At 40.9% G+C, this 24,034-nt stretch carries 23 protein-coding genes and 1 tRNA gene; 16 read left to right on the plus strand and 8 right to left on the minus strand.

Features of this window, described 5'->3' with window-relative positions; all coding sequences use genetic code 11:
* Positions 1-462 precede the first annotated feature (462 nt).
* Positions 463-546, minus strand: a tRNA-Leu gene (locus G3O08_RS15050).
* 176 nt (positions 547-722) lie between these two features.
* On the opposite strand from G3O08_RS15050, the gene G3O08_RS15055 reads away from it, so the two are divergent.
* A complete protein-coding gene (locus G3O08_RS15055) occupies positions 723-1,415 on the plus strand; it encodes a sterol desaturase family protein (RefSeq protein ID WP_163286214.1) in 693 nt (230 codons plus the stop codon).
* Between the two features lie 353 nt (positions 1,416-1,768).
* Here G3O08_RS15055 and G3O08_RS15060 read toward each other — a convergent pair whose 3' ends face one another.
* The 7 genes from G3O08_RS15060 to G3O08_RS15090 form a co-directional block, all read right to left on the minus strand.
* On the minus strand, positions 1,769-2,995 hold the full coding sequence (locus tag G3O08_RS15060; protein WP_163286215.1) for a TCR/Tet family MFS transporter: 1,227 nt from the start codon (positions 2,993-2,995) through the stop codon (positions 1,769-1,771).
* A gap of 92 nt (positions 2,996-3,087) precedes the next feature.
* Positions 3,088-3,942: a hypothetical protein gene (locus G3O08_RS15065; protein ID WP_163286216.1), complete on the minus strand. Its 855-nt coding sequence runs from the start codon at positions 3,940-3,942 to the stop codon at positions 3,088-3,090.
* 80 nt (positions 3,943-4,022) lie between these two features.
* A complete protein-coding gene (locus G3O08_RS15070) occupies positions 4,023-4,775 on the minus strand; it encodes a glycosyltransferase family 2 protein (protein WP_163286217.1) in 753 nt (250 codons plus the stop codon).
* 1 nt (position 4,776) lies between these two features.
* Positions 4,777-5,487, minus strand: a complete 711-nt coding sequence (locus G3O08_RS15075; RefSeq protein ID WP_163286218.1) for an SDR family NAD(P)-dependent oxidoreductase — start codon at positions 5,485-5,487, stop codon at positions 4,777-4,779.
* A gap of 2 nt (positions 5,488-5,489) precedes the next feature.
* Positions 5,490-7,385: a S9 family peptidase gene (locus tag G3O08_RS15080; protein WP_163286219.1), complete on the minus strand. Its 1,896-nt coding sequence runs from the start codon at positions 7,383-7,385 to the stop codon at positions 5,490-5,492.
* A gap of 58 nt (positions 7,386-7,443) precedes the next feature.
* Entirely contained in the window at positions 7,444-8,508 is a 1,065-nt protein-coding gene (corA, locus tag G3O08_RS15085; protein ID WP_163286220.1) for a magnesium/cobalt transporter CorA, read from the minus strand.
* Positions 8,509-8,699: 191 nt separating this feature from the next.
* On the minus strand, positions 8,700-9,152 hold the full coding sequence (locus tag G3O08_RS15090) for a DUF2141 domain-containing protein (protein WP_163286221.1): 453 nt from the start codon (positions 9,150-9,152) through the stop codon (positions 8,700-8,702).
* A gap of 326 nt (positions 9,153-9,478) precedes the next feature.
* Between G3O08_RS15090 and G3O08_RS15095 the strand changes: the two genes are divergently transcribed.
* The 15 genes from G3O08_RS15095 to G3O08_RS15160 all read left to right on the plus strand — a co-directional run bounded on the left by G3O08_RS15095 (position 9,479) and on the right by G3O08_RS15160 (position 23,865).
* Complete coding sequence (locus tag G3O08_RS15095; protein WP_163286222.1) at positions 9,479-10,384, plus strand: DUF6252 family protein; 906 nt, start codon at positions 9,479-9,481, stop codon at positions 10,382-10,384.
* Positions 10,385-10,497: 113 nt separating this feature from the next.
* Positions 10,498-11,022: a hypothetical protein gene (locus G3O08_RS15100; RefSeq protein ID WP_163286223.1), complete on the plus strand. Its 525-nt coding sequence runs from the start codon at positions 10,498-10,500 to the stop codon at positions 11,020-11,022.
* Between the two features lie 133 nt (positions 11,023-11,155).
* Positions 11,156-13,075 carry a glycosyltransferase family 39 protein gene (locus tag G3O08_RS15105; RefSeq protein WP_163286224.1) on the plus strand — a complete coding sequence of 640 codons (1,920 nt, stop codon included), beginning with the start codon at positions 11,156-11,158 and terminating at the stop codon, positions 13,073-13,075.
* A gap of 141 nt (positions 13,076-13,216) precedes the next feature.
* Positions 13,217-14,164 carry a 1,2-phenylacetyl-CoA epoxidase subunit PaaA gene (gene paaA / locus G3O08_RS15110; RefSeq protein WP_163286225.1) on the plus strand — a complete coding sequence of 316 codons (948 nt, stop codon included), beginning with the start codon at positions 13,217-13,219 and terminating at the stop codon, positions 14,162-14,164.
* A gap of 33 nt (positions 14,165-14,197) precedes the next feature.
* The gene (paaB, locus tag G3O08_RS15115) at positions 14,198-14,503 is read left to right on the plus strand and encodes a 1,2-phenylacetyl-CoA epoxidase subunit PaaB (protein WP_163286226.1); all 306 of its coding nucleotides are present in this window, start codon (positions 14,198-14,200) and stop codon (positions 14,501-14,503) included.
* A gap of 3 nt (positions 14,504-14,506) precedes the next feature.
* Positions 14,507-15,271, plus strand: coding sequence for a 1,2-phenylacetyl-CoA epoxidase subunit PaaC (gene paaC, locus G3O08_RS15120; protein ID WP_163286227.1), 765 nt, complete (start codon positions 14,507-14,509; stop codon positions 15,269-15,271).
* A gap of 61 nt (positions 15,272-15,332) precedes the next feature.
* On the plus strand, positions 15,333-15,815 hold the full coding sequence (gene paaD / locus G3O08_RS15125; RefSeq protein ID WP_163286228.1) for a 1,2-phenylacetyl-CoA epoxidase subunit PaaD: 483 nt from the start codon (positions 15,333-15,335) through the stop codon (positions 15,813-15,815).
* A gap of 186 nt (positions 15,816-16,001) precedes the next feature.
* Positions 16,002-16,130 carry a hypothetical protein gene (locus G3O08_RS21560; protein ID WP_262888976.1) on the plus strand — a complete coding sequence of 43 codons (129 nt, stop codon included), beginning with the start codon at positions 16,002-16,004 and terminating at the stop codon, positions 16,128-16,130.
* A 137-nt stretch (positions 16,131-16,267) separates the two neighbouring features.
* Positions 16,268-17,044 (plus strand): enoyl-CoA hydratase-related protein, encoded by a 777-nt coding sequence (locus tag G3O08_RS15130; protein WP_163286229.1) that lies wholly within the window; start codon positions 16,268-16,270, stop codon positions 17,042-17,044.
* On the plus strand, positions 17,045-18,241 hold the full coding sequence (locus G3O08_RS15135) for a 3-hydroxyacyl-CoA dehydrogenase NAD-binding domain-containing protein (RefSeq protein ID WP_163286230.1): 1,197 nt from the start codon (positions 17,045-17,047) through the stop codon (positions 18,239-18,241).
* On the plus strand, positions 18,241-18,699 hold the full coding sequence (locus tag G3O08_RS15140) for a hotdog fold thioesterase (protein ID WP_163286231.1): 459 nt from the start codon (positions 18,241-18,243) through the stop codon (positions 18,697-18,699). Before G3O08_RS15135 ends, G3O08_RS15140 begins: the two co-directional genes overlap by 1 nt.
* Positions 18,696-19,907 carry a 3-oxoadipyl-CoA thiolase gene (gene pcaF, locus G3O08_RS15145; protein ID WP_163286232.1) on the plus strand — a complete coding sequence of 404 codons (1,212 nt, stop codon included), beginning with the start codon at positions 18,696-18,698 and terminating at the stop codon, positions 19,905-19,907. The genes G3O08_RS15140 and pcaF overlap by 4 nt, the downstream gene beginning before the upstream one ends.
* A gap of 24 nt (positions 19,908-19,931) precedes the next feature.
* Positions 19,932-20,534, plus strand: coding sequence for an acyltransferase (locus G3O08_RS15150; RefSeq protein ID WP_163286233.1), 603 nt, complete (start codon positions 19,932-19,934; stop codon positions 20,532-20,534).
* A 228-nt stretch (positions 20,535-20,762) separates the two neighbouring features.
* Positions 20,763-22,694: a CBS domain-containing protein gene (locus G3O08_RS15155; protein ID WP_163286234.1), complete on the plus strand. Its 1,932-nt coding sequence runs from the start codon at positions 20,763-20,765 to the stop codon at positions 22,692-22,694.
* Positions 22,666-23,865: a succinylglutamate desuccinylase/aspartoacylase family protein gene (locus G3O08_RS15160; protein WP_163286235.1), complete on the plus strand. Its 1,200-nt coding sequence runs from the start codon at positions 22,666-22,668 to the stop codon at positions 23,863-23,865. Before G3O08_RS15155 ends, G3O08_RS15160 begins: the two co-directional genes overlap by 29 nt.
* Positions 23,866-24,034: the final 169 nt, after the last annotated feature.

Here is a 24,034-nt window from a genome sequence, read left to right on the forward strand (position 1 = left end):
CAAACCTGAAAGACGATGTAGTGTAAACACTCATCAAGGGCTCGTAGGCCTTATGCACCAGGTCGATATATCTTGTATAGACAACAATATAAAGACCCGGATTTAATAACAAAAATTAATCTTGATATTAAATCATTGCAAACATAAAAGGGCTTTGAGAATTGATGGTTTAATATTGGCTTTCATCAACAACCCATTGTATATAGCCTCTTAAGTACACGCTAATTCCTGTAAGGGTGACAGTCAACAGCCTAGGGTATAGCGCAGCGCAGCCCTGGGTTGTTGAATATAGGAAGTTAAGGTTTTGGCGGTATTTTTGCTTTTAGCAAAAATGGTGACAAAATCGAATTGATTGGTAAAATTTCATTTTGTGCAAAACGTAAACTTATAATCAGTTCAGTGTCAAGCATTTGTTTGTTAATCAAAAAAGCCGTTTCAATCTTACGATTAAAACGGCTAGTGTACCCAGGACTGGACTCGAACCAGCACGAGCTTAAGCTCACCACCCCCTCAAGGTGGCATGTCTACCAATTTCACCACCTGGGCATTTTGGGGTGCAAAAATAGAACTTTCATTTAATAATCTCTTCCATTTCCAAAAAAATTTAATTCTCCTCAACATTATCCATGTTACCCTGTTTTTAACCGTTAAATGGTTGAAACTATTAGGTGAACCAAGTATTTTTAAATTCCTTATAATTATATTTGTCTAAAACTAGAACGATGCAACATAAGCCAAAAGAACAGGGAACAACGGCGCTTTTCAAAAACCGTACTCTCGAAAAACTGGCCAGAACCCATATTTCTATTCCCCTTTCTATTTATTTTATCGGTTCGGCCGGCTTACTTTATACTAATTTTTCAAGCGGTTATACCACTATTCTCGGTGGGATAAGTGTTTTCTTCATTGGTTTTCTTTTCTGGACATGGTTTGAGTATTTTATGCACAAAAGGCTATTTCACATGCTCCCCACCAATAGGTTTAAAGAGCGAATTCAATACTTATTTCACGGAGTACATCATGAGTTTCCACGAGATAAAACCAGATTGGCCATGCCACCGGCTGCATCAATTCTGATATTAACAGCGCTCTTTTTTACTTTTAAAATTATAATGGACAATTACACTTTTACATTTCTTCCTGGATTTGTAATGGGTTATTCGGCCTATTTATTTGTGCACTACTCCATTCACGCCTTTAAGCCACCAAAAAACAAGCTCAATGTGCTTTGGATAAATCACAGTATTCACCATTATAAGGATGATACTGTTGCTTTTGGTGTATCAAGTCCGCTGTGGGATGTGATATTTCGCACAATGCCAAAGAAAACATATCAGCGCCCCAAAAAGAATAATGAAACCCGTGTAGAAACATCTTCGGCACGGGCTAATGGATCGAAGGAAGTAGTAACCTGAGACTTCATGAAGGTTTAAAAATTGCCGTATTGTTGTCTATACGATTCGGTAATTTTGTTTTAATCCTTTTGCAGACTTAAATCTTGAGTCCGCTCCGACAACCCAGAATTTCATGATTACGCCCTTCGTTTGTGAGACCGTTACACTAAGTTTTCACCTTTTTCGCCCCTAACCCCTTATCCCGCTTTTTAGCTGGGCACTCCCGTTGGTTGAAAGGGGAACTTGTTAAAATTCAGTGAATTCCTAAACAATCCAAATAGTGAATTCGAAGGCAACTTACTTATCGGAGTGGACTCAAATCTTCTTTTTAGTAATTTGATCCTTTGCCAATTTAATAAAACCTTCAAATTCGTTTAGTTTCTATCTGCGTTCATCTTCTTTAGCTGAAAAGCAGTCATAAAGATAGATAGCAACATAATAATTGCTCCCGCTGCAAAAGGGGCACCCGGAAAATCAATAATTGCATTATCTCCTGTAAAAAGGTAAAAAATATAAGTCATAACCGGAGGGCCAATAATGGCGGTAAGGCTCATAATACTGGTAAGCGTGCCCTGTAGTTGCCCTTGCATATTGTTGGGTACAAAGTTTGAAATGATTCCCTGAAGGGTTGGCCCTGCAACACCACCCAGACAATAAGGCACGATAAAGGCAAACATCATCCAGGGTTCTGTCGCCACAGAAAAAAGGAATAACCCAAGCGTCCAGAAGCACATGCCCAAAATGATGGTCTTTGTTTCGCCGAGCTTTCTTACCACGATGCGTATGAGTCCACCCTGAACCACGGCTACCACCACTCCCACTGCCGCGAGTGATAAGCCCACTGTGGTTTCAGTCCAGCTAAATTGATACATCGTGAAAAATGTCCAGGTAGATTGCACCGCGTAGCCGGCAATGTAGATCAAAAAGAAAGGTATTATAAAACCCATTACCGCCGGAAATTGGCGCAGATTTTTCAAGCCACCCACCGGGTTTGCCTTTCTCCAGTTAAAGTTGGAAATGCGATTTTCGGGTTTTAGAGATTCCGGAAGGATAATGAGACCGTAGATAAAGTTGACAAGGCTTAACACTGCGGCTACCAAAAATGGAACCTGCACCCCCCACTTTGCAGCCACACCACCTATTACGGGTCCAATAATAAATCCCAATCCAAAAGCGGCACCTATAAGGCCAAAGTTTTGAGCCTTCTTTTCAGGGGTACTGATATCAGCAATGTATGCAGTAGCAACAGTAAAGCTCGCTCCCGAAATTCCGGCAAGCACTCTTCCCACAAACAACCACCCCAAAGTTGGTGCATAAGCGTGAAAAATATAATCGATTCCAAGACCGAAAAGTGCAATTAAAATAATGGGTCGTCTGCCGTATTTATCGCTTAACATTCCTAAAAAGGGAGCAAACATAAATTGCATGGCCGCATAAGCAAACATAAGCCAGCCGCCTATTCTGGAAGCTTCGCTTAATCCCCCGCCCGATAAATTTTCAATAAGCGCCGGCAAAATAGGAATGATAATCCCGATGCCGATAACATCTATTAAAACGGTTACAAAAATAAAACCTAGAGAGGCATTGTGATTTTTTGCCATAAGGGCGCAAAATTACATCAGAGAATTTTTAGAAACTCAAATTCCAAATTGTTTTTTAGTTCCTTTATAACAAAGCGAAATCTGGTAGCTGATTATCCTACATCTTCAATATATGATTTAAAAGAAGGCAACGCCTCCATGGGGCAAGTTGCATTTTTAATATGGGTTTTAATCAGTCCGTTGCAAAAACTCAAGCCCCCACCTGGTTCAATTTCATACCACTTGCCCTGATAAAGCCTGTAACCGTGATTGGTTTTTGCGTCGGTATCCGCAAAAAATGAAAAGGCTGTCTCTCCGGCTACACCAGCAATTATAAGTGTAGGAAATTGGATCACTGAAATTTTAGGCAATTCTCCCTTTTTAGCGAAAGCGGCCCAAAAATCATTTTCAGAATACGGTTGCTCTGCACCTTGCCAATGACCATACTTTTCTACCACATTTTGAAGAAACTTCAGAATTTCAGGACGGATTGTAAAATCTGAAATCACTTGACTTTTACCATGGGAAAAAGTAAAGAGGAAAGCATTTTTATCCATTCCAGCTTTAATCTCATTTCGCTTTTCCCATACATCTTGTTCAAACCTATTGGGAATAAGTGCTGGCAGTGACAAATAGCTATCAGTAGGAAGGCGACTTTCTGATTCTAAGCAATGATGAATCAGCTTAAATGCGGTTTTTTGGTAAGTGAAGTCGCTTGGAGAAGTGCACCAGAAACCAAGATTGTCGTTTTCAATTTTGAGATTTTGCTCTTCGGCGAATAATCGAAATAAAACGATTGGGATATTCTTAAGTACCAACTTAGAAATCAGCACATTCTTATTCTTAAAAGAGTGATAACTGGACGTGAATGGCAATGACAAAATCACTTTTTTTAGCGACTCATGCAGCGCACTTTCTAATTTAATTTTATCTTCTGGCGTGTAGAATCTAACTTCTCGGGCGGTCATAGCAATTGATTGCCAAAAAGGTAGGAGATATTCTCAACTTATCAAAATTTTGATTCAAAATCTGAAGTAACAGAAGCAAATCAGTTTTCCAATTCCATTTGCCGCAGCTTAGCGTGCTTTAAAAAATCTGAATAAGCCGAGTTTTTGGCAATTACAAATCCACGCCAGCCATCGCGAAACGCTGCTTTCAAAAAGTAAATTTTTAAAAATTTAAACCATGGAGCAAAAAGAATCTTAAAAAGACTTGCTTTTTTTCCTTTCTCAAAATTAATTTCCGCCTTGAGCGTAGAATATTTATTGATGGTAGTTAGATGTTGCTCAATGGTATAAAAAGAATAATGGAACAAATCACCATTGAGTTTTCCTTTGACGGCATCATTGTCTATCTCCAGATATTCGTGTACTTTTTCGCCAGTCCAACGCGCTTTTGCTTTGTCAAACAGCCGATACTTAGCGTCGGGATACCAGCCACCGTGCTTTATCCATTTTCCGCAGTAATTGGTTAAGCGGTTTATCTGCAAGGCATCTGTATAACTATTCGTTTTCCAGTTAATTATTGACTCACGTAAGGATTCAGACAGCGCTTCATCGGCATCGAGCGATAGTACAAACTTATTTTCGGTAAGGCTGTTGCCGAAATTCTTTTGTGCTGCAAAATCGGCAAAAGGATGTTGCACAAAATTAACATCAAACTTCCGGCATAGATCCGCAGTTTTATCAGTCGAAAAGCTATCAACTATAATGATTTCATCGGCTACACCACTAAGCGAATTCAGACATCGCTCAATATTCCGCTCTTCATTGTATGTTATAATTACCGCCGATATTTTCATCTTACCAGGAAATTTCCTTTTTATCGCGCCAGAATTTTCCCGTCTTATCTTTCTCTACTTCGGTGGCCAGCCATACGGGTGTTTCTGCTCCCTGATCTACTGATCTCGGAGCATTACTCCCACCCATGGCCGTGCGTGTCCATCCGGGGCAAACTGCATTTACGGTAATATCTTTTTTAGCAAGTACTGGTGCAAGTTGCCGCGTTACCGCATTCAAAGCAGTTTTCGACAGCGAATAAATAGGTGCCCAAGAGCCAATTTCATCTTTACAAAAAGAGCCGGCGGTGCTTGAAAGCATCACTACCCGGCAGCCTTTATTCATAAAAGGAAGCAATGCCTTTGTCATGATAAGCGGGGCGACTGTATTGGTTTCCAGAGTCAGTAATATTTCTGCTCTTGAAAGGTCGAGTATGCTTTTCTGATCGTCAGGCAACACGGCTGCATTATTTACAAGCGCATCGATTTTATCACCAGAATCTGTAAGTATTTTAAGCAGATTATCGATACTTTCAGGATCTGTAACATCCAGTATTGTTGGTACCACATTGTGACCCTCGCCCCGAAGCAGACCCGAGGATTGCATAATCCGGTTCGTGTTTCGGCTACACATATACACCTTGTAGCCTTTAAAACAGAGTTGCCTCGAAATCTCAAAACCTATTCCTTTGTTGGCGCCGGTTACAATGGCCACTTTTTGATCAGAGTCCGCCATAATTAAAGGGTTTCTTTAAGCCATCTAAAAAATTCATTTTGCCATACGATTCCGTTTTGAGGACTAAGCACCCAATGATTTTCTTCGGGCAGATACAGCAATCTGCTTTTTATGCCAAGCATCTGTGTAGCTGTAAAAGCCTCTAGCCCCTGCCCTATTGGAATTCTAAAATCCTTACCTCCCTGGATAATCAAAATCGGTGTTTTCCAATCTTGCACATGATTAATGGGGTTGTACTCGTTATAGGTTTTTTGGGCTGCTTCATTTGTTTTATCCCAATACGGGCCACCGATATCCCAATTCATAAAAAATAGTTCTTCAGTAGTGCCGTACATACTTTTTAAGTTAAACGGACCGTCATGGGCGATAAACGTTTTGAATCGTCCATCGTGAATTCCTTCCAGATAAAATGCTGAATACCCACCGTAGCTGGCTCCTACGCATCCAAGGCGATCCGTATCAACATAAGGTTCTTTGGCCACAGCATCGATTGCCGACAAGTAATCGCGCATATTTTGTCCGCCCCAGTCTTTAGATATTTGCTCATTCCACTCTACGCCATACCCCGGCATTCCACGGCGGTTTGGTGCCACAACAATGTAACCGTTGGCGGCCATGAGTTGAAAATTCCATCTGAATGAGTAAAACTGGCTCAGGGCAGATTGCGGACCGCCTTGGGTATAAAGCAGCGTGGGGTACTTTTTGGAAGCATCAAAATCAGGTGGATAAATCATCCAAACCAGCATCTGCTTTCCATCTGTAGTTTCTACCATGCGCGATTGTACATTACTCATTTTTAAGTCATTGTATATCTCGTCGTTTACATGCGTCAATTGCGCCAAATGTCCTGCGTTTAAATCAATGGCGTACAACTCGCGGGCATGATTCATGTCTGTTTTACCGGCAATAAGTCTTCCATTTGCAAATCCCACTAGTCCCGAAATATTGTGTACTCCAGTGGTGACTTGCTTTACAGTAGTTTTTGATTCTGCATTGCCGGAAACGTTTACCGAAAATAACTGCTCTGTTCCTTTAGTCGCCGCGGTAAAATAGATTGTTTTATTATCATCAGACCAAATGAATGAGTTTACCGTGCCATCCCAGTCTTTGGTGAGGTTTACGGCTTTCCCGTTAAGCATAATTTTTATATCATTTTTATCGCTCTCATATCCATCACGAGCCATTGAAAGCCACGATAGTGTGCCACCCTTTGAATAAGTGGGATTGGTATCGTAACCCTTATTAGATTCAGTGATGTTTTTGGTGGTTTTGGTAGCAACATTATATTCGTAAAGATCTGTATTTGTGCTGTTCACATATTCATTACCCTTCATTTTTTTCGAAACATACACCACAGATTTTCCACTGGGGTTCCAAACATAATCTTCGCCTCCGCCGAAAGGTTTTGTAGGCGTATCATAAGGTTCACCTTTATTTAAGTCTATTGAGTCATTGCCATTTACCGAAACGAGAAACACATGATTGTGCTCTCCTTTTTCCCACGTATCCCAATGCCGCACGTTGAGCTCATCAAAAATCATGGCATCGCTTTTATCCATTTTTGGATAGTAATCTTCACCGGTTATTTTACGAACTTTCACCGCATAATCTGTAAGTTTCCATTTGCCGTCAGGCGAAAGTTTAGGGTTAACCACCAGTGACTTCCCAACTGAATCTTTCCTTACATCTCCTGTTTTTAAGTTTAAAACGAATGTTTGAGAATTAAAAGTATTGCCGGGAATATCTGGTGTGGTAACCTTATAAACAAGGCTAGTTCCATCTTGAGAAATACCAACTGCACTCACCCGGCCAAGGCTCCAAAGCAACTCGGGGGTCATTACCTGCGCAGATGCAAGAATAGGGAGAAAAAGAAATAAGAGAAGCGATTTTAATTTCATGATGATTAAATTTAACGGGTAAAATTACAAATATGAAATGAGAGCCTTATTTGAAAACTTACAGCCATTTTTTGTTTTTAAAATAATAAAGCATTCCGGCCGTAATAATTATAAGCAGTAACCAAAATAGCGGGTAGGCATATTTATAATGTAACTCGGGAAGGTATTCAAAGTTAGTACCGTACACTCCTGCGACGAATGTAAGGGGGATAAAAACCACTGAAAAAATGGTGAGCACACGCAAAATATCATTTAGGCGCGCTCCCATATTCATATGAAAAATTCCGAGTTCATCGTTTAGCAACTCTTTGTAAATTTCTATGGCTTCATTTGCATGTTGCACATGATCTTGAAGATCCTTTATAAAAGGAATCGTTTTCTTGGATAACAATGGCGATTCGGTTTTTTCGAATTGAATGGCCAGTTCCAAAACCGGTCTTATCGTTCGCCTGTAACTATTAGTGTCCCTTCTGTAAACATTAACCAGATTGAGCAGCTTTTTATTTTGAGATTTAAGCATCTCCTCCACGAGTGATTCAATTTGATTGCCCAAATGTTCAATGGTTATTACGTAATTATCTACAATAGCGTCCATTAATGCAAAAGCCAGATAATCTGATCCACGCGTTCGGATTTTTGTAGTCGTGTTGATAATTCTATTCCGTACGCCTTCAAACACATCACCTTTCATTTCCTGAAAGCTCAATAGAAAATTAGGGCCGATTACAATTGCTACTTGTTCAGTTTCAACTAAATTAGTGTCCGATTCAAGCCTCAGCATTTTTAAAAAGAAAGCGAGCCTGTCTTCGGTTTGATCAAATTTTGAACGCTGATTGGTATTCAATACATCTTCGAGAATAAGCGGGTGAATTGTAAATATTTCGCCCAGTTTGGCTATTATGGAAGTGTCGTGAAGACCAGTAATGTTATACCATGTAATATATTTTTCACTTAGGTACTCTGCTGCCGCATCTACCTGAATATTATCGAAAGTTTCATATCCGTTTTGATCGAATTTAATGACGTCAATCGAAACCTTCTCCGATTTTTGTGCTCCTACAAAAATCAGACTTCCAGGTGCGGCGCCTATTTTTTTCGATTCTTTCCTAACAAATTTTGCCATTTCTATCCTTTACTGAAGCGCGGTATAAAGTTATGTATTAGCAGATTAATCAGAAAAACGAATGTGATGCGATTCACTTTGAGTAGTCATTACAATCACATATTTAAATCATTAATCTCGCAGTCGAAGGTAGAAAAATCAGTAATACTTATGGCTTTGAATAAAATTATTTGAAATCTGAATTACCGAAATCAGAAATCGATTTTCATTACTTCAGACTTTTCAAGCTTAAATACGGCATCGCTCCATTTTGGAGGACCAAAATTCGCCGGTGCATTATTCGAAAAGGCAAAAGGCTCCTTTGGGTAACCTACAAAATTCTTGTCCAGAATCTTATTTCCATTTAAATCCTGAAAGAATGCAATGGCATAAGTGCCTTTAGGAAGTTCAATAATATGCGCAAAATCAGCTTTCCCATTCGTTTTTGCCGCAAAATCCATGAAAGGCTTATCACCTAAAAAATTATCAGACTTATTATAAACCGCGATGAGAACCACACTTTCATCGTCATTTTCAAGACCTGTAAATTGAAGTTCAAGTTTGTGGACATCCTGTGATTGACCAACAGAAATATTTAGAAGCAAAAACAAAAGCAATAATACCGGAAGGATTTTAGAAAAGAAGTGAGAATTTAAAAGAATCATATTTTATTTTTAGTTAGAACATCAATGATGTCAATATGTTCAGAGACGAATTGAACATTTTCAAAGATAATTTCCACTTTATTTGCGACTAAGAGGCAACTCTGAAAATAGTTCTCGTCTACAATCCGCTAACTCGTTTTTGTAGCGAGTGAAATAAGATGCTTAATTACATAAGTTATCAAAATGCCCGATACCAGACGGGCATTTTTTTTTGCTCAAAAGTAGCCTTTAAGCTTTGATTCCACATTTTGTTTAGCTTCAAAAGTTAAAAAATCTATAATTAACTTCAAATATCTTATATTCGCCCCCGAAAAAATAAAACATATATGAAATTGATCAACAAATTTTTAATTGGCAGTCTCTGCCTGGGATTGTTAACATTCACATCGTGTACTAAAGGAGATGATGATGGACCGGCTGAACCGGAATATCAAGGAACGCTAACTGGCGACCTAACAATTATAGGTAATCCGGAAGCAACAGTTTACACAGCTACCAGTATTACGGCAACGCATGATACAAGTGGGTTTTCTGCTGCGCCAGTTAAAATAGAAGTAGTAAATTCTTCCGGTGTAAAGATTACTATTCAATTAACTGATACTACCGCCCAATTAGCGCCTTATGTTTTACGTCGCAGCGGTTCAAACTTATCTACTATTAAGTTGAGCGCAAATGGTGAAACATATACTACCCGAACGGATGATATTCCAGGCGAAGATAATGGCTTAATAACTATTACTGACGGTGGAGCTGATGATGGAATTTTACGTGGTAATATTATCCTTTTGAAATGGTTTAAAGTTAAAACAACCGGACCTGATTCGTTAGTGGCCTTAATGCAAAACGGTAGTTTTGAAGTGCCGCTTGTGCGCAAAGGTTTTACTTTCGAGCCTGGCGATGCTACTGTTTCGGCTAAGATAAACGGTGCTGCCTTTAATCCTATTGCAACCAATAAATTTGGCTTTACACTGATATCCTCATCTGCAACAGGAGAAATGCTTTCTGTAGAGCTACCAGACAATACTACCGTAGGTGAGCACGCCTTAAATGAATCTTCAGATTATGCCGTGGATTATACTAGTGGAAGTACTTTGTACAATTCAGAGGGTACAATCAATGTTACTGCTTTTGATGCAAATGCAGGTACTGCAACGGGAACTTTCCAGTTTACAGCTACTCCCACCTCAGGTGGAACAGCAGTTTCAGTAACAGAAGGAGCCTTTACTTTCTAAAATTAATGATTGAATTCATACTAAAAAGTGCGACATCCATTAGAGTGTCGCACTTTTTTTTTAAGCATTTTTATCAAGTGATGTGATCTACCATTTACAAAATATATAAATAGATGGCAAAAGAAACGGCATTTGGCAGAGATTCTGATTATCAAACTTTCGCACTACTCGGCCAGGAAATTGGACAAACCCGGAATAAAAAGGCATTGGCAAACCAAATTCAATTTTTAACGAGCGATAATATAATTGACTCGCAGCGTGCTGCAACTGTTCTTCACCATGCCAGCAATCTGGCTCCCGATTTATTTCTCAAACATCTCGACAAGCTCATCGCGGTAATCGAAAACCCCATTCACGATTCAGGTCCGCGAATGGTGATGCGCGTATGTATGCATATCGAAATTCCCGAAAAACATTCAGGAACCATTGTTAATTTGGCTTTTCAATATTTGGGAAATCCAAAAACACCCGTGGCAATTAAAGTGAATGCCATGTATGTAATCGCCAATCAGGCAAATAAGTATCCTGAACTTACCACAGAATTGAAAGCTTGTATTGTGAACCAATATGAAAGAGAATTACCGGCATTTAAGTCTTGTGTCAGAAAATTATCCAAACAGCTAAACTTTCGAATATGAGATTAATCAGCTACTTTGATTGATTATCCTTAGGGTATGACCATCCTAATATTCTTTCCAGATTGCAAAAGCGCACAAATCTTTAACCATACTCTACAATTATTCCGAAATTCATCGATTTTATTGAAGTAGCATGAAAATTTCAAATAAGGCAATTCTTTTTTTCATACTGATTGTCGCGTGTGTATTCCGGTTTTATGATTTTGCACATATTCCGTTTACGCATGATGAATTTAGCGCCTTATTCAGAACCCGCTTCTCATCGTTTCACGAGCTGATAGAAAGAGGTGTACGTCCTGACGGGCATCCTGCCGGGGTGCAGGTATTCTTGTATTTCTGGTCAAAAATTGTGGGATGGAATACCTGGCTTATCAAATTACCATTTGCAGTGGCTGGTGTTTTATCAATTTTATTGATGTACCGCATTGCCACACTCTGGTATAATGAGACTGTGGGAATAATATCGGCTGCATTTCTCGCGGTAATGCAAATAATGGTCATGTATGCACAAATTGCGCGACCTTATATTTCGGGTCACTTTTTTGTGCTTCTAATGGTCTTTTTCTGGTCGCTGATGATTCTAAAACCGGATAAAACCTTTTTGAGAAACAGTATCCTCTTTGTGCTTTCTGCAGCTCTGTGCGCTTATAACCATCATTTTAGCCTGCTTATGGCCGCCATTGTAGGTTTTACCGGTCTCTTTTTGATTCAGCGCAAATATCTCGGGTGGTACATTCTAAGCGGAGTTGCCATTTTCGCTCTTTACATTCCTCACCTCTCTATTTTATTCTCTCAATTAGAAATTGGTGGAATAGAAAGCTGGCTGGCCAAACCTACCCCATCATTCTTTCCGCTCTATCTCGGATATTTGTTTAATTATTCGGTATTAATGTACGGTCTGGTGGGCGCAATTATGGCGGGTGGCTTTTTTACAATTAAAAAGGCTGATTTTTCCTTGAAGAAGTTTCTCTTGTTTCTCACCTTTTTCATTCTCCCGGCTTTAATCGGCTATTTCTACTCTGTTTATTCCAGTGCTGTATTGCAATACTCGGTACTCATATTCAGCACGCCTTTCATATTATTTTTGCTTTTTGGGCATATCTCAAATCAAAAACCGGTTGTTAATGCAGTGCTCACACTTATTATTCTTGCTATTGGCGGATATGCGTTGATATACAAGCGAGAACATTATCGAGTTTTTTATGATTCGCCCTACGAAAAAATTATTGATGATGCCCAAAAAGTCAATTCACAATTTCCCGGTACGCCCATTCTCATACATTCTCATCACGCTATTACAGACTACTATTTGGATGAGAACACTTTCAGCATTCCATTTACCTGGTTAGACTCATTGCCAACAACGGCTCAACTTATCTTATTTTTAGATAGTGCCTCGAAAGTATCAAATACCTTCTATTATGGCCATCTATCAGAAAATGATTCCAAAACAATTCCCATAATTCGGGATTACTTTCCTGAAATAAAGTGGCAGAGCAATTACTTCAACGCTTCAACATATCTATTTTCGAAAGGTGAAAAAATGAAAACCAAAAATGTAGTGTTGGATTTTGAGACTGCTGAAACTAAAAATTGGTCAAATTTCGATTTAAATTATGTTGTAGAAACGGACATATTAAACGAATCCCATGCCTACAAAGTAGATAGCACTATAGAATGGTCGGTTTCATTTCATGAAAATCTCAGTTTCTTTTCGCCCCAAAAGAATGACTTTATTGACATTGCTCTTTCCGGTTATTTTGAAAAATCACCAAAGGAAACCCTTGTTGTTGCCACTTTAAAAAATGATGAGACAACTGTTTACTGGGGTGCATCAGGCTTTCATGATTTTCTAACGTCCGATATTTTTCCTCAGCAAGTGAAAGCACACCTTACGATAAAGCTCTCTGACGTTCAAGGCATTGAGAAACAAACCGCTCTAACCGTTTTTTTATGGAACAAAGGAGAATCTCAATTTCTGATAGATGATTTTGAAATAGCGCGAAGAGCTGGAAATCGCGTTTTGTACGGTCTGGGCGAGCAAATTGAATAGTTTGCAGAGCTTCGATTCTTCGATAATAGAGAATCGCGACCTTATAAATTCGATTCACATCTATTTGCATAACATTCTGCACTATTCTTTGTTAAAACCTAACAAAGCCGTATTTTTACCTCATTAAAAACATTCAGAATTATGACAATCGAAGAACGCGAGCGCGAATTTCAGGAGAAGATAGATAGTGGACAGAAAATAGAACCAAAAGAATGGATGCCTGATGAATATCGGCGACAGCTTATAAGAATGATTGGTCAGCATGCACATTCCGAAATTGTGGGAATGCTGCCTGAGGGCAATTGGATAACACGCGCTCCAAGCCTTCGCCGAAAGGCGGTGCTACTTGCCAAAGTGCAAGATGAAGCCGGTCATGGTCTTTATCTATACAGTGCTGCTGAAACACTCGGTATTGACAGACAAACAATGATTAACCAACTCATTACTGGAAAAGCGAAATACAGCAGCATATTTAATTATCCCACCACTTCGTGGGCAGATATGGGTGCAATAGGCTGGCTTGTTGATGGCGCTGCCATAGTAAATCAAACTATGCTTGCCCGCGGATCTTATGGTCCATATTCACGCGCTATGGTGCGTATTTGCAAAGAAGAAAGTTTCCACAACCGCCAGGGGTATGAAATCATTTATCAATTGGCTAATGGAAGCGAAGCGCAGAAAAAAATGGCGCAAGACTCGCTAAACAGATGGTGGGGACCGTCTATGCAAATGCTCGGGCCGTCTGATGCTGATTCAACGAACAGCGCAGTAACAATGAACTGGAAAATAAAAGTTGAAAGTAATGATACCGTGCGCCAGCGCTTTATTGACCGAACTGTTCCACAGGCGCATGCCGCAGGTTTAACCATTCCCGATCCGGATTTGAAATACAATGAAGAAACCGAGCACTGGGAAATCGGTGAAATAGACTGGGATGAGTTTTATAAAGTCATAAAAGGATACGGCCCTTGCAATGCCAAGCGCATGAAAGCCCGAAACGAGGCAGAAGAGCAAGGTAAATGGGTGCGCGAAGCCGCCGCAGCTTACGCGAATAAGAAATCGAAAAAACAAGAAAAACAGGTAGCCTAGATTAGGCTTATACTTATAGTAAAGCACAGAATAATGACAGATCAAAAAAACGATAATAGCGAGCAAGGCATTCTCTGGGAAGTATTTGTACAAGCCAAGCCTGGTTTGGCGCATAAGCACTCAGGAAGCCTTCACGCCACCGATGCGGAAATGGCGCTAAAAAGTGCACGCGATGTGTATACGCGCCGCAGCGAAGGGGTGAGCATTTGGGTGGTTCCGGCTACCGAAATTACAGCCACTACCGAAGGTGATTCAGATTCGTTTTTTGATCCTGCCGACGATAAAGTTTATCGCCATCCTACGTTTTACACCGTTCCTGAAGGAGTAAAATACCTCTAAGAAATGACCGAAGAAAAAGCTTTATATAATTACCTTATCAGATTGGGCGACAATGCCTTAATACTTGGACAGAGACTTGGAGAATGGTGCGGACACGCTCACCAGTTAGAATCTGATATTGCCCTTACTAATGTTGCGCTTGACCAAATTGGTCAGGCCAGACTTTTGCTCTCTGAAGCAGCAAACCTGCAAGGTGAAGGAAAGTCTGAAGACCATCTGGCTTTTCACCGAGATGAGCAGGATTTTAGAAATAACCTCTTGGTAGAAATGGAAAATGGCGATTTTGGGCAGACTATTACACGCCAGTTTCTTTTTGATGTATATCAATATCATTTGCTAAAAGCATTTTGTAAAAGCGAAAATGATTTTTTGAAAGCTTTTGCTGAAAAGAGCATAAAGGAAGTTACTTACCACCGCAGCCTAAGCCGCGACTGGATGGTACGCCTGGGTGATGGAACAGAAAATAGCCACCAGAAAATGCAGGATGCCATAAATCTTCTATGGCAGTATACCGGCGAACTTTTTGAAATGGATGAATCCGACGAAGTGCTAATGGAAGCGGGGATAGTTCCAGATTTAAGCGAGATTAAATCCATTTGGGATAAAGAGGTGAAGACTGTAATTGATGAAGCAACGCTTGCTATTCCCGATACGCGTGGATTTATGGCAACGGGTGCACGTAAAAAAGGTGAACATACAGAGTATATGGGTTATATTTTGTCAGAAATGCAATACTTGCCTCGATCTATGCCCGATGCAAAGTGGTAGTCCGACGCTGCAAATTAGATTGAAAAGGACGTCAGTTTCCGCTTGAAATACGATTTATTCTATGGACGAAAAAAAGATATATGAAATTCTTGAGTCTGTAAAAGATCCTGAAATTCCTGTGCTTAGCATTGCCGACCTCGGCATTTTGAGAAATGTCGAAATTTCTGAAGAAGGTAAACTTATCGTCACAATTACCCCCACTTACAGCGGTTGTCCCGCGATGGATACGATTGAAAAAGATATTCTAAAAGCGCTAAATTCAGAAGGGTACGACGCCGAAATCAAAACCAGCATCTCCCCTGCCTGGACTACCGACTGGCTTACCAAGAAGGGAAGAAAAAATCTGGAAGAATACGGAATAGCTCCACCGGCTGAAAGTACTACTGATAAATCTTTTCTCACAGGTTCGCATAAAGAACTTCGCTGCCCCCAGTGCAAAAGCACCGATACCGAAATGATCTCACACTTTGGCAGTACAGCCTGCAAGGCACTCTATAAATGCAAAGATTGCCTTGAGCCCTTTGATTATTTTAAGTGTATTTAGTACAATTTATTATTACTGTGGAACTATGCTAAAACGGAATCTCGCTCCAAGCCTTTCACAGAAGCATATAAGTCTTTATTTCCAATACATTTACGATTGCCTGTTCATTTTTTTGTCTTGTTCACGTTTCGTGAACGGTTCTAAAAAGTGAACACGATAATAAACAAAAATAACAGGTTTAAGATTATGGAAGAACAATCAGCTTCTATAGACCAACCGGGCTTGCTTCTTCAAAAGTTTGCCATTGATAGCAAAGAGTCTTTAGAATCCATCAAAGAATTGCTGGATGAAATAATATACGGTATAAAAGAATAATATTCCACGCAGCGGGCCAATCCCTTTTTATTCATATCGCTTCCGCGAAAGCGTAAACCTATTTTAACTTTAAATGCGCCCCTTGCAAAGCAATTAAAAAACAATTCTATTACCTTAGCCGCATAAGCATTGTTAATATGAGTACCATAAAGTTTACAATAGAAAACGGAATTGCACACATCGTGCTAAACCGGCCCGATGTATTTAACAGCTTTAATAAAGCCATGGCGCACGAAGTGCAGGAAGCTCTTGACCAATGTCAAAGCAATTCTGAAGTGCGTTGTGTCGTACTTTCGGGTGAGGGAAAAGCGTTCTGTGCAGGGCAGGATTTAAAGGAAGTTACAGATCCAAATGGCCCGCCGCTTACCAGTATCGTGCGCGACCATTACAACCCAATTATTGAAAAAATCAGAAATCTCAATAAGCCTGTTGTGGCCGCTGTAAATGGAGTAGCTGCCGGTGCCGGCGCAAATATTGCACTTGCCTGTGATATTGTTATTGCAAAAGAATCTGCAAGTTTTATACAGGCTTTTAGCAAAATAGGATTGATACCCGACAGTGGCGGAACTTTTTTTCTACCGCGGCTTATCGGTCTGCAGCGTGCATCGGCACTTATGATGCTTGGCGATAAAGTAAGCGCCGCCGATGGGGAAAAAATGGGAATGATCTATAAAGCTGTAGCCGATACTGATTTTGAAAATACAATTAAAGAAACAAGTGAAAAACTTGCCGGCATGCCCACTGTGGGACTCGCTTATACAAAGAAAGCATTGAATAAATCAATGCACAACGACCTTTCGGCACAGCTTACCCTCGAAGAGCAATTACAAACTAAGGCCGGAAGAACACACGATTACAAAGAAGGGGTCGACGCCTTTTTAAATAAACGAAAACCCCTGTTTAAAGGAGAATAAATGAAAAAATTTGATTTAAATTCAATTATTGCTGTTGTGGGTAGCGGAGCAATGGGCACTGGTATTGCGCAAGTTGCCGCAACTGCCGGTCACAAGGTTTTGGTATTCGACAACAACAAGCAATCTATGGATAAGTCGTCTGCCTCACTTAAGAAAATTTTGGCCAGGCTGGTTGAAAAAGACCGTATGACCCAATCTAAAGTTGATGGAATTATTGAGCGGATAACCTATTGTCATAATATTGAAGACCTTAGCAAGGCAAGCCTTATTATAGAAGCTATTGTTGAGAATCTGGAGGTTAAGAAAAATCTCTTTGGCCATTTGGAGCTTATGGTTGACGATGATGCTATTCTCGCCACCAATACGTCTTCCCTTAGTATTGCCAGCATTTGCGCGGCCTGTAGTAAGCCAGAACGTGTAATAGGTATTCACTTTTTCAACCCTGCTCCGCTTATGCCTTTGGTTGAAATAATTCCAGCTGTGCAAACCAGCGGAACTACATTGGTGGAAGCCAGAAACCTGATAGACTCATGGGGTAAAACTACAGTTTCTGCAAAAGATACACCGGGTTTTATAGTCAATCGCGTCGCTCGACCCTTTTACGGAGAGGCATTGCGCATACTTGAAGAGGGAATTGCCGATGTACCAACCATTGACTGGGCGGTAAAAGAAATCGGAAAATTTAGAATGGGCCCCTTTGAGCTTATGGACTATATAGGAAACGATGTGAATTATGCCGTAACCGAAACGGTTTTTAAAGAATTCTATTACGACCCGCGTTACAGACCGGCTTTTACCCAGAAAAGAATGGTTGAAGCAGGATGGCTGGGACGCAAAACCGGTCGCGGATACTACGATTATAGCGAAGATGCTGAAAATCAGGAGCCAACGAAGGACAAAAAATTGGGTAATTACATTGTAAACAGAATACTACTAATGCTTATCAATGAAGCTGCCGACGCGCTCTATCTCAATATTTCTACCCGCGATGGAATAGACCTCGCCATGACGAAAGGAGTCAATTATCCAAAAGGATTGCTGAAATGGGCCGATGAACTCGGAGTGGAAAATGTATTAAAACAAATTCAGGAATTACAAGATTTTTACGGCGAAGATCGCTACAGACCAAGTGCTCTACTGAAAAATATGGTCAAAGAAAAATCTTGTTTTTATCCTGAAATAATAATGAACAACTAATGGCAGAAGAAAAAAGACTTTCGGCATGGGAAATTGTCGAAAAAATGATGAACAAAGATGCCTTCAGCAAGTGGCTGGGCGTTGAGCTCGTAGTTATAGAAGAAGGCTACGCCAAAATAAAGCTTACGGTGCGCGACGAGATGCTCAATGGTTTTGGAATTGCCCACGGCGGTATTACGTATAGCTTGGCAGATAGCGCTTTGGCTTTTGCCGGAAATAGTCATGGCCAGAGAGCTGTCTCCACAAATACGACCATTACACACTTTGTAGAAGTGAAAGCCGGAGATGTACTCACCGCCGCAACTGTAGAGCATAATAAAGGAGAACGCATAGCTCACTATCTGGTAAATATCACCAATCAAAACGACGAAAATGTAGCCGCCTTGAGCGGAAGTATTTTCAGAACTTCAAAATTGTGGTTGCACGAGGAGGAGAAAAAGGAAGAAACTGATTTATGAAGGAAGCCTATATAATTGATGGAATTCGCACACCAATAGGAAACTTTCGCGGTGGGCTTAGCGATGTTCGTACTGACGATCTTGCTGCCCATGTAATTCGCGAATTGGTAAAAAGGCATACGAATTTGCCTTTAGCAGAAATTAATGACGTATTAATGGGCTGTGCCAATCAGGCTGGTGAAGATAACCGCAATGTAGCGCGAATGGCTGTTCTTCTGGCAGGTTTACCATTCAGTGTTCCCGGCGAAACCATTAACCGGTTATGCGCTTCGAGCATGTCGGCAGTAGCGCACGCAATGCACGCCATCCGTGCAGGCGAAGGCGATTTGTTTATCGCTTCGGGAGTCGAAAATATGACCCGTGGACCCTGGGTAATTTCAAAATCAGGATCTGCCTATGGAAGCGACAACAAAATGTACGATTCCAGCTTTGGGTGGCGATTTATTAACCCCAAAATGGAGGAGCTTTACGGCACTGACGGAATGGGGCAAACAGCTGAAAACCTGGTAGATATTCACCATATTTCCAGAGAAGATCAAGATGCATTTGCCTATCATTCGCAAATGAAGGCAGCCAAAGCTCAAAAATCGGGAAGGCTTGCAAAAGAAATCGTTGCAGTGTCTATTCCCAGAAGAAAACAAGATCCGATTAGTTTTGAGCACGACGAATTTATAAAGCCTTCTACAACAACAGAAATTTTAGGCAAGCTGCGCCCCGCTTTTCGCAAAGACGGAACTGTTACTGCCGGAAATTCGTCTGGTTTGAACGACGGTGCAGCCGCAGTGCTCATTGCTTCAGACAGAGCGGTTAAAGACCACAACCTAAAACCAATGTCGCGAATTGTAAGCAGTGGTGTAGCCGGTGTAGAGCCGCGCATTATGGGAATTGGCCCTGTAGAAGCCACCAACCTGGCTCTCAAACGCGCCGGTCTCTCTCTTGCCGATATAGATATTATTGAGCTGAATGAGGCTTTTGCAGCGCAGAGTCTCGCCGTAACCCGTTCTCTGGGCATTGCCGATGATGACGAAAGGCTAAATCCGAACGGAGGTGCCATTGCTATTGGACATCCGCTCGGCGTAACCGGCGCGCGAATCACCTATTCAGCAGCGCTTGAATTGCAGCTTACTGGTAAACGCTATGCGCTTTGTACCATGTGTATAGGCGTCGGCCAGGGTTATGCTGTTATTTTAGAAAATGTAAATCGCTAATACAAAAGCTTAAAGACTATTGCTATGGCAAATGTTTTTTCATTCAAAGGTTTCACTCCTGTTATTCATGAGTCTGCATTCATTCATCCAAATGCCACAGTAACCGGCAATGTAATAATCGGTAAAGATGTTTATGTTGGTCCAGGAGCTGCCTTGCGCGGAGATTGGGGAAGAATAGAAATTGGCGACGGCTGCAACATTCAGGAAAACTGTACAATCCACATGTTTCCCGGCAAAACCGTGGTTCTGGAACCATCTGCCCATATTGGCCACGGTGCAATAATTCATGGAGGCATACTCAAGCGAAATTGCCTTATTGGGATGAATGCTGTAGTAATGGACGATGCCATTGTAGGCGAAGAAAGCATAGTTGGTGCATTGACTTTTGTGCCGGCAGGAATGGATATTCCCCGCAGAAGTCTGGTGGTAGGCAATCCGGCTAAAATCATAAAGCAGGTATCTGATGAAATGATAACCTGGAAAACCAAAGGAACCCAGCTCTATCAAGCACTTCCCGGTGAATGTTACGAATCACTGAAAGCCACAGAACCGCTTCGCGAAGAAGAAAAAGATCGCCCTTCTCAAGATTCACTCTTTGCTACATGGAATTCGATTAAGGAAATTTGAATTAATTTTTCTTTACCATCCTTCGCACAAAATTACAATCTATTCTTTTTACATCTATCCGACTCTATGATTTACCATCTACAATCTTAGGGTGCTGCTCTCATTAAAAATTCTGAAAGTAAAAATTCGCAATAAATATTTACCGGGAGTAGGTTTATTGCCAATAATTTACCAATTTCAACGCGTGAGTTGATTAACCAATCAGAATCCAACAGAAAAAACCGGTAAATGGGAGCATTAGATGTATATGTAGTAGAAACCAAAGAACAGCGCAAGCGATTTGTAACCGCTATTCTTAAAGATATGAAGGCGCTTGATTTAATGCTCGAACGCAATATGTTTGAGCGTGATAACATGCGCATTGGCGCCGAGCAGGAATTCTGTTTTGTTGACAAGCACCTAAGACCGGCCATGATTGGACTTGAGGTTTTGGCACTTTTAGATGATTCACATTTTACTACAGAGTTGGCAAAATTTAATCTGGAAGCCAACCTCGACCCAATAAAATTTACTGGCGATGCCCTAAGCCGGATGGAAAATCAGCTATACGGACTTTTGCAAAAAGCAGATCAAATTGCACTTGACCATGGAGCGCGCATTTTGCTGACCGGTATTTTGCCCACTATTAAAAAGTCTGATCTCGAATTTGAAAACATAACCCCCTATCCGCGATACCACGCTTTAAACGATGCCATGAAAAAGCAACGTGGCGGCGATTTTGAGTTTAATATAAAAGGTACGGATGAACTCGTGACCAAGCACAATTCAATGCTTTTTGAAGCTTGCAATACCAGTTTTCAGGTTCACCTTCAGGTAAATCCCGATGAGGTAGTTGACAAATACAATTGGGCACAAGCCATAGCCGGGCCTGTTTTGGCAGCCTGTACAAATTCTGTTTTGCTTTTTGGAAAACGCCTTTGGGACGAAACGCGTATCGCTGTTTTTGAACAAACAGTTGATTTAAAAAACCTTCAAAATCCCGAAAGGGAAATCAAAAGTCGGGTTGATTTTGGCTCCAGCTGGCTCGAAGAATCTATAACAGAAATTTTTCAGCATGATGTCGCCTATCACAAGCTGCTGCTGGCCGGCGATGTAGAAGAAGATGCAATGGAAATGCTGCGCCAGGGAAAAGTACCAAAACTCACCGCCCTTTCGCTTTTTAATGGGACTATTTACAAATGGAATCGGGCCTGTTATGGAATTACCGATGGCCTGCCCCATATCAGAATTGAAAACAGGTATATCCCCGCCGGCCCAACTGTTGTTGACGAGATGGCCAATACAGCCTTTTGGCTTGGATTGATGGAAGGAATGCCTGATAATATTGGTGATATTGCTAATCTTATGGATTTTGACCATGCCAAACTCAACTTTATTAAAGCCGCCCAAATGGGACTTGGCGCCCAGTTTAGATGGAAAGATGGTAAGCGTTATACCGCGCAAGAGCTCATCTTAAATCGCCTTCTTCCCCAAGCCCGAATAGGTCTTGAAAAAATGAAAATCGATGCACACGATATTGATAAGTATCTGGGCATAATAGAAAACCGGGTTTTAAATCACCAAACCGGTTCTATATGGGCTTCACAGTCTTTTACCGAGTTAAGAAGAACAGCCACTGTAGAAGAAGCGGTGGTAGCGGTAACGGCTGGTATGCTCAAACGGCAGCAATCCGGTAATCCTGTGCACACCTGGTCTTACGCCACTATGAGCGAAAGTGGTTCGTGGGAAAATAAGTTTAAACACGTACACCAGGTTATGTCAAAAGAGCTGTACACCGTTCAGAGCGAAGATCAGATAGCATTGGTTACCAATGTAATGAACTGGCGGAAGATCCATCACGTCCCTGTAGAAAATGAAGATGGAGAAGTGGTCGGGATTATTTCTTCGGCCGATATCTTGAAGTATTATTGCAAAAAAGATGATGCCGATGATGACCTTACGGTAAATGATATTATGACGGTTAATCCGATTACGGTAACGCCTGATACTTGCACAATTGACGCCCTGAAAATTATGCGAAAAAGCAATTTAGGCTGCTTGCCGGTTGTTAAGAACAAAAAATTAATTGGCATTCTTACCGAATTTGATTTCGTGTATATGGCTGAACATTTATTTGAAGAACTCTCAAACATTGAAGCAAAAGACAATCACATTATTTGATTTCGTTGAGGGTAAATCCGTTCAAATCTCGCGTGAAATTGCGCGAATAGAAGGAGATCCCAACGGCCCCAATCTTGTTTTTATTGGCGGCATGCACGGCAACGAACCTACCGGGGTGTTGGCTCTGCACAGAGTAATGAACGAACTAAAACCGCTTCAACCCCTTTTGAAGGGCAATGTGTATGCCCTTTCGGGAAACCTGAATGCACTTGAACGCGGAGAGCGCTTTATTGTAAAAGATCTGAATAGAGTTTGGCAACCGGATATGGTAGAACGCGCCAAAAAACGTGATTATCAACCATCCGAAATTATCAATGAAGTTGAGGAGCAGATCGAACTCTGGGGATATATCGACGAGCTGATGAATAACCGCAAAGGAAAGTTCATTTTTGTCGATCTCCACACCACTTCGGTAAAGTCTGTTCCGTTTATTACAATGAGCGATACCATAATGAACCGCGGCTTTGCAAGGCGTATTCCCGTTCCCGTGGTAATAGGTATTGAGGAATATTTGCAAGAGCCGCTTTTAAGTTATGTTAACGATTTGGGTTGCATTTCAATGGCTTTTGAAGGCGGTCAACACAATGATCCCGAATCTGTTAGAAACCACGAAGCAATGATTTGGCTTTCGCTGGTAACAAGCAAAGTCATAAAAAAAATAGAGGTGCCAAAATTTCGCAAGAACTACCACCACCTAATGCACAGTGCTGAAGGAAATCACAAAGTCTTTGCGATAAACTACAGGCAGAACATCGAGCCGCATGAAACCTTTGAGATGATACCAGGCTTTGGAAATTTCCAATCAATTAAGGCGAATCAATTACTGGCAAAATTAGATGGACAACCGGTTTTGTCGCCGCAAAAAGGTTTGATATTTATGCCCCTCTACCAAAAGCTGGGCAACGATGGATTCTTTATCATTGAAAAAATAGCCAAATTCTGGCTGGGGGTATCTTTTATTTTCAGAAAATTGAGCCTTTACCGCATTTTGCGCTTCCTTCCGGGCGTAAAACCATTTATGGAAACTGATCATATAATGGTAGTAAATACCGCGATAGCCAAGTGGTATAGCAAGGAGATATTAAACCTAATGGGATATCGACGCAAAAAGAAAAAAGGCGATATCACTTTGTACATCAGACGGAAATACGATTTTAAAGGGCCGGGGTAGTTTAAATATATAGTTATATTCGAAAAGCTATTTCTTTTGATAAGAGCCATCTGTGCATCTGTGCATCTGTGGCAAAAAAAAGGCTGCCACAGATGCATAGTTAATATCATTCGGAAAAGGAACTGCGATCTATTCTTTTTATAAACGAATGCCATAATTTAAATTCGAA

It is taken from the genome of Cryomorpha ignava, from assembly GCF_010686655.1.
Classification (GTDB): Bacteria; Bacteroidota; Bacteroidia; order Flavobacteriales_D; family Cryomorphaceae; genus Cryomorpha; species Cryomorpha ignava.